The following is a 6406-nucleotide window of genomic DNA, read 5'->3' on the forward strand; positions in this document are numbered from 1 at the left end:
TTCAGGAAGCACGCGTTATCGTTGACGTTTTTCGCGAGCAAGCTCGCTCCTACAGAGGGCAACCGTGCCGCTGCGTTGAATCGTTTCACCCAAGTCATCATATAACTTCTGCTTGACACGCCCCGAAAACCTCGCAAATATCGCGCTCAATGTTGTACGACGACGTATAACAAATAATAAAAACAACAAAACAAAGGGAGCCTCACTGTGAGTCAATCCGCCCGCCATTCCTGCACGCGCCTGGGCCTTCTCGGTCTCGGCAGCCTGGCCGTCACCCTGCCGCTGGGTGCCCATGCCGAAGGCTTTATCGACGACGCCAAGGCCACGCTCAATCTGCGTAACGCCTACTTCAACCGCAACTTCACCAACCCGACCAACCCCCAGGGCAAGGCCGAAGAGTGGACGCAGAATTTTATCCTCGATGCCAAGTCCGGCTTTACTCAGGGCACGGTCGGCTTCGGGATAGACGTGTTGGGCCTGTATTCGCAAAAGCTCGATGGCGGCAAAGGCACCGCCGGCACGCAACTGCTACCGGTACATGACGATGGCCGCCCCGCCGACAATTTCGGGCGCCTGGGTGTCGCACTGAAAACCAGGCTGTCGAAAACCGAGTTGAAGGTTGGCGAATGGATGCCGGTGCTGCCAATCCTGCGTTCCGACGATGGCCGTTCTCTGCCCCAGACCTTTCGTGGCGGACAAATCACCTCCAATGAGATTGCCGGGCTAACCCTCTATGGCGGTCAGTTTCGCGGCAACAGCCCGCGCAACGACGCGAGCATGGAAGACATGTTCATGAACGGCAAAGCCGCGTTCACCTCGGACCGTTTCAACTTCGGCGGCGGCGAATACACCTTCAATGACAAACGTACCCAGGTCGGCCTGTGGTACGCCGAACTGACTGATATCTACCAGCAGCAGTACCTCAACCTCACCCACAGCCAGCCGGTGGGCGACTGGACCTTGGGGGCCAACCTCGGCTTCTTCAACGGCAAGGAAGACGGCAGCGCCCTGGCCGGCGACCTCGATAACAAAACCCTGTTCGCCCTGCTCTCAGCCAAATACAACGGCCACACCTTCTACGTCGGCCTGCAAAAACTCAGCGGCGACAGCGCCTGGATGCGCATCAACGGCACCAGCGGCGGCACCCTGGCCAACGACAGCTACAACGCCAGCTACGACAACGCCAAGGAAAAGTCCTGGCAGGTGCGCCATGACTTTAACTTTGTGGTGCTCGGGGTTCCGGGGCTGACCCTGATGAACCGTTATATCAGCGGCAGCAACGTACACACTGGGGCGATCACCGACGGCAAAGAGTGGGGGCGTGAGTCGGAGCTGGCCTACACGGTGCAGAGCGGTGCGCTGAAGAACCTGAATGTAAAGTGGCGCAACTCAACCATGCGCCGGGACTTCAGCAATAACGAGTTCGATGAGAATCGGATTTTTATCAGTTATCCGATTTCATTGTTGTAGGTTCCAGTGTCGAACTCGATCTCAAAGGTGCCGCACATCCATGTGGGAGCTGGCTTGCCTGCGATGGCGGTGGGTCAGTTACCACACCCTTTTCTGACCCACCGCTATCGCAGCCAAGCCAGCTCCCACATTTGATCTCATGCGCCGGGAAGGAAGTTGACAACACCAGGAATCCCTAACACTATTTCCCCATAGTCATACGACAACCTACAACAAAAATCTGGAAGGCCCATGACCACCACCACTCCCACTCCCTTCAACCGCCTGCTGCTTACCGGTGCCGCCGGTGGCCTGGGCAAAGTCCTGCGTGAACGCATGCGTCCTTATGCCCAGGTGCTGCGCCTTTCGGATATCGCTGAAATGGCCCCCGCCACCGATGCTCGCGAAGAAGTGCAAACCTGCGACCTGGCCGACAAACACGCCGTGCATCAGCTGGTAGAGGGCGTCGACGCCATCCTGCACTTTGGCGGTGTGTCGGTGGAGCGCTCGTTCGAAGAGGTGCTGGGCGCGAACATCAGTGGCATTTTCCATATCTACGAAGCCGCCCGCCGCCACGGGGTCAAGCGGGTGATCTTCGCCAGTTCCAACCACGTGATCGGTTTCTACAAACAGGGCGAGCAACTCGACGCCCACTCCCCGCGCCGCCCGGACAGTTACTACGGCCTGTCCAAATCCTACGGCGAAGACATGGCCAGTTTCTACTTCGACCGGTATGGCATACAGACCGTGAGCATCCGTATCGGCTCCTCGTTCCCGCAACCGCAGAACCGCCGGATGATGCACACCTGGCTGAGTTTCGACGACTTGACCCAACTGCTCGAACGCGCGCTGTACACGCCCAACGTCGGCCATACCGTGGTGTACGGCATGTCGGCCAACCTCGATACCTGGTGGGACAACCGCTACGCCGCGCACCTGGGCTTTGCGCCCAAGGACAGCTCCGAAGTGTTCCGCGCCGAGGTTGAAGCCCAACCGCCCGTGGCCGCCGATGACCCGGCCAAGGTCTACCAGGGCGGTGCGTTCTGCGCGGCGGGGCCGTTCGGTGACTGAGTGCCCAGCAACCCAAGGGAATGACCATGTGTGCTGAATTGATTGTCGACGCCCGTAACGCCGTGGGCGAATGCCCGGTGTGGGTGCCTGAAGAAAACGCGCTGTATTGGGTGGATATCCCCAACGGCGGCCTGCAACGCTGGAACGCCGCCACCGGCCATCTGGCAGCGTGGAAAGCCCCAGAGATGCTCGCCTGTATTGCGCGCACCCAAGCGGGCAATTGGGTCGCGGGGATGCAAACCGGCTTCTTTCAACTCACGGCCCACAACGACGGCAGCCTCGACACCGTGCCGCTGGCCAGCATCGAGCATTCACGCCCGGACATGCGTTTGAACGATGGCCGCTGCGATCGCCAGGGCCGTTTCTGGGCCGGCAGCATGGTGCTGGACATGGGCTTGAACGCCGCCGAGGGCGTCCTTTATCGCTATGCGTCCGGGACTGCGCCCCACGCGCAACTGGGCGGGTTCATCACCCTCAACGGCCTGGCCTTCAGCCCCGATGGCCGCACGATGTACGCCTCCGATTCACACCCGCGGGTGCAACAGGTCTGGGCGTTCGACTACGACATCGAGACCGGTACACCGTCCAATCGCCGCCTGTTCATTGATATGAACGACTTTCCTGGGCGTCCCGACGGTGCGGCCGTGGACGCCGAGGGCGGCTACTGGATCTGCGCCAACGACGCCGGGCTGATCCACCGTTTCACCCCCGACGGTCGCCTGGACCGCTCCCTGAGCGTGCCGGTGAAAAAACCCACCATGTGCGCCTTCGGTGGCAGCCGCCTGGACACTCTGTACGTCACTTCCATCCGTGACGACCCGAGTGAACAGTCGCTGTCCGGTGGCGTGTTCGCCCTCAACCCCGGCGTCCAAGGGCTGCCCGAACCCCGCTTCATCGTTTAATCGCTGTGCCTTGAATACAACAATAACAAGACAGGAGTGACTTCCATGGACTTCAAACGCACCTTGCTCGCCGCTGCAATCTTCACCCTCAGCAGCGCCGCCCACGCGCTGGAAATCAAGTTTGCCGACATCCACCCCGCCGGCTACCCCACCGTGGTCGCCGAAGAGAATATGGGCAAGGCCCTGACCAAGGCGAGCAACGGCGAGCTGACCTTCAAGTACTTCCCCGGCGGTGTGCTGGGCTCCGAGAAGGAAGTGGTCGAACAGGCCCAGGTCGGCGCCGTGCAGATGACCCGCGTCAGCCTCGGTATCGTCGGCCCGGTGGTGCCCGACGTGAACGTGTTCAACCTGCCGTTCGTGTTCCGCGACCAGGCGCATATGCGCAAGGTCATCGATGGCGAGATCGGCGACGAGATCCTCGCCAAGATCACCAACTCCGAGTTCGGCCTGGTGGCCCTGGCCTGGATGGATGGCGGCACGCGCAACCTCTACACCAAGAAACCGGTGCGCAAGATCGAAGACCTCAAGGGCATGAAGATCCGCGTGCAAGGCAACCCGATTTTCATCGAAGCCTTCAACGCCATGGGCGCCAATGGCATCGCCATGGACACCGGCGAGATCTTCAGCGCCCTGCAGACCGGGGTTATCGACGGCGCGGAAAACAACCCGCCGACCTTGCTGGAACACAACCATTTCCAGAACGCCAAGTACTACACCCTCACCGAACACCTGATCCTGCCCGAACCCATCGTGATGTCGAAAATCACCTGGAACAAGCTCGACCCCGCCCAGCAGGACATGGTCAAGGCCGCCGCCAAGGCCGCCCAGGCCGATGAGCGCGTGCTCTGGGACGCCAAGTCCGCCAGCAGTGAAGAGAAACTCAAGAAGGCCGGCGTGGAGTTCATCACTGTCGATAAAAAGCCCTTCTATGAGGCCACCGCCGCGGTGCGTGCCAAGTACGGTGCGCCGTATGCGGACATGATCAAGCGCATCGACGCGGTTCAATAACCTCCCCTGCCCTGCATAAGGCCCGGCGCGGTCGGTATCGACGCGCCCGGTCACGGTGAACGCCATGAAGACTTTACTGCTGCGCTTCAATGACCGCCTCTACATGACCTGCATCTGGGTCGCCGGCCTGTCGGTATTGGGGGTCGCCTTGATCATTCCCTGGGGTATCTTCACCCGCTACGCCCTCGGCACCGGTTCCAGCTGGCCGGAGCCCACCGCTATCCTGCTGATGCTGGTGTTCACCTTTATCGGCGCTGCTGCCAGTTACCGTGCCGGTGCGCACATGTCGGTGGCGATGGTTACTGACCGCTTGCCGCCAACCCAACGCCGCCTCGTCGGCATCCTCTCGCAACTGCTGATGGGCACCATCTGCGTGTTCATGACGATTTGGGGCACCAAGCTGTGCCTGTCCACCTGGAACCAGTTCATGAGCGCCATCCCTTCCCTGCGCGTGGGCATTACCTATATGCCGATCCCGATTGGCGGGGTGCTGACCCTGGTGTTCGTGGTCGAAAAGCTGCTGCTCGGTGACCAGAGCAATCGCAAGGTGGTGCGTTTCGACCTGGTTGAAGAAAACGAAGGGGCCGCCTGATATGGACGCGTTGATTCTGTTGGGTAGCTTTGTTGCGTTGATCCTGATCGGCATGCCGGTGGCCTATGCGTTGGGGCTGTCGGCGTTGATTGGTGCGTGGTGGATCGACATCCCGTTCCAGGCCCTGATGATTCAGATTGCCGGTGGGGTGAACAAGTTTTCGCTGATGGCGATTCCGTTCTTCGTACTGGCCGGGGCGATCATGGCCGAGGGCGGCATGTCACGGCGCCTGGTGGCCTTTGCCGGGGTGCTGGTGGGCTTTGTACGCGGTGGCTTATCCTTGGTCAACATCATGGCCTCGACGTTTTTCGGCGCGATTTCCGGTTCATCCGTGGCCGATACCGCGTCGGTCGGCTCGGTGCTGATTCCAGAGATGGAACGGCGTGGTTATCCGCGCGAATTCGCCACCGCAGTGACCGTCAGCGGTTCGGTGCAGGCGCTGTTGACGCCACCCAGCCATAACTCGGTGCTGTACTCCCTGGCCGCTGGCGGCACGGTTTCCATCGCCTCGCTGTTCATGGCCGGTGTGGTGCCAGGCCTGTTGATGAGCGCGTGCCTGATGGTGCTGTGCCTGATCTTCGCGAAAAAACGCGACTACCCCAAAGGCGAAGTCATCCCCTTGAAGCAGGCGCTGAAGATCGCCGCCGATGCGCTCTGGGGCCTGATGGCCATGGTGATCATCCTGGGCGGCATCCTGTCGGGCATCTTCACCGCCACCGAGTCGGCGGCGATTGCGGTGTTGTGGGCGTTCTTCGTGACCATGTTCATCTACCGCGACTACAAATGGCGCGAACTCCCCAAGCTGATGCATCGCACGGTGCGCACCATTTCCATCGTGATGATCCTGATCGCCTTCGCCGCCAGCTTCGGCTACATCATGACCCTGATGCAGATCCCGGCGAAGATCACCACGCTGTTCCTGACCCTGTCGGATAACCGCTACGTGATCCTGATGTGCATCAACGTCATGCTGTTGTTGCTGGGCACGGTGATGGACATGGCGCCGCTGATTCTGATCCTCACGCCTATTCTGATGCCGGTGATCCTGGGCATCGGCGTCGACCCGGTACACTTCGGGATGATCATGCTGGTGAACCTGGGCATCGGCCTGATTACCCCGCCGGTGGGCGCGGTGCTGTTCGTCGGGGCGGCGGTGGGCAAGACCAGCATTGAAAAAACCGTGAAGGCACTGCTGCCGTTTTATGCGGTGTTGTTTTTGGTGCTGATTGCGGTGACCTACATCCCGGCGTTGTCGCTGTGGTTGCCCCATTTGGTGCTGTAAACCTTCTTTCAGAAACAAGGTGAGCAACTGTGGGAGCTGGCTTGCCTGCGATAGCGGTGTATCAGTCACGGATGCATTGACTGACAGGTCGCTATCGCAGGC

6 protein-coding genes are annotated in these 6406 nt (G+C 60.4%); all 6 read left to right on the forward strand.

The window, feature by feature from the left end; all coding sequences use genetic code 11:
- Nucleotides 1-207 precede the first annotated feature (207 nt).
- The 6 genes from E1K68_RS17660 (at nt 208) to E1K68_RS17685 (ending at nt 6304) form a co-directional block, all read left to right on the forward strand.
- Nucleotides 208-1470 (forward strand): OprD family porin, encoded by a 1263-nt coding sequence (locus E1K68_RS17660; RefSeq protein WP_032896494.1) that lies wholly within the window; start codon nt 208-210, stop codon nt 1468-1470.
- A 231-nt stretch (nt 1471-1701) separates the two neighbouring features.
- A complete protein-coding gene (locus E1K68_RS17665) occupies nt 1702-2520 on the forward strand; it encodes an NAD(P)-dependent oxidoreductase (protein ID WP_003192287.1) in 819 nt (272 codons plus the stop codon).
- A gap of 26 nt (nt 2521-2546) precedes the next feature.
- Nucleotides 2547-3422 carry an SMP-30/gluconolactonase/LRE family protein gene (locus E1K68_RS17670; protein ID WP_057711235.1) on the forward strand — a complete coding sequence of 292 codons (876 nt, stop codon included), beginning with the start codon at nt 2547-2549 and terminating at the stop codon, nt 3420-3422.
- A 45-nt stretch (nt 3423-3467) separates the two neighbouring features.
- Entirely contained in the window at nt 3468-4430 is a 963-nt protein-coding gene (locus tag E1K68_RS17675) for a TRAP transporter substrate-binding protein (RefSeq protein ID WP_003192291.1), read from the forward strand.
- A gap of 64 nt (nt 4431-4494) precedes the next feature.
- Nucleotides 4495-5022 (forward strand): TRAP transporter small permease, encoded by a 528-nt coding sequence (locus E1K68_RS17680; protein WP_212614483.1) that lies wholly within the window; start codon nt 4495-4497, stop codon nt 5020-5022.
- A 1-nt stretch (nt 5023) separates the two neighbouring features.
- Entirely contained in the window at nt 5024-6304 is a 1281-nt protein-coding gene (locus tag E1K68_RS17685) for a TRAP transporter large permease (protein ID WP_003192294.1), read from the forward strand.
- Nucleotides 6305-6406: the final 102 nt, after the last annotated feature.

This window comes from Pseudomonas sp. B2021 (genome assembly GCF_018135665.1).
In the GTDB taxonomy this organism is placed as follows: Bacteria; Pseudomonadota; Gammaproteobacteria; order Pseudomonadales; family Pseudomonadaceae; genus Aquipseudomonas; species Aquipseudomonas lactis.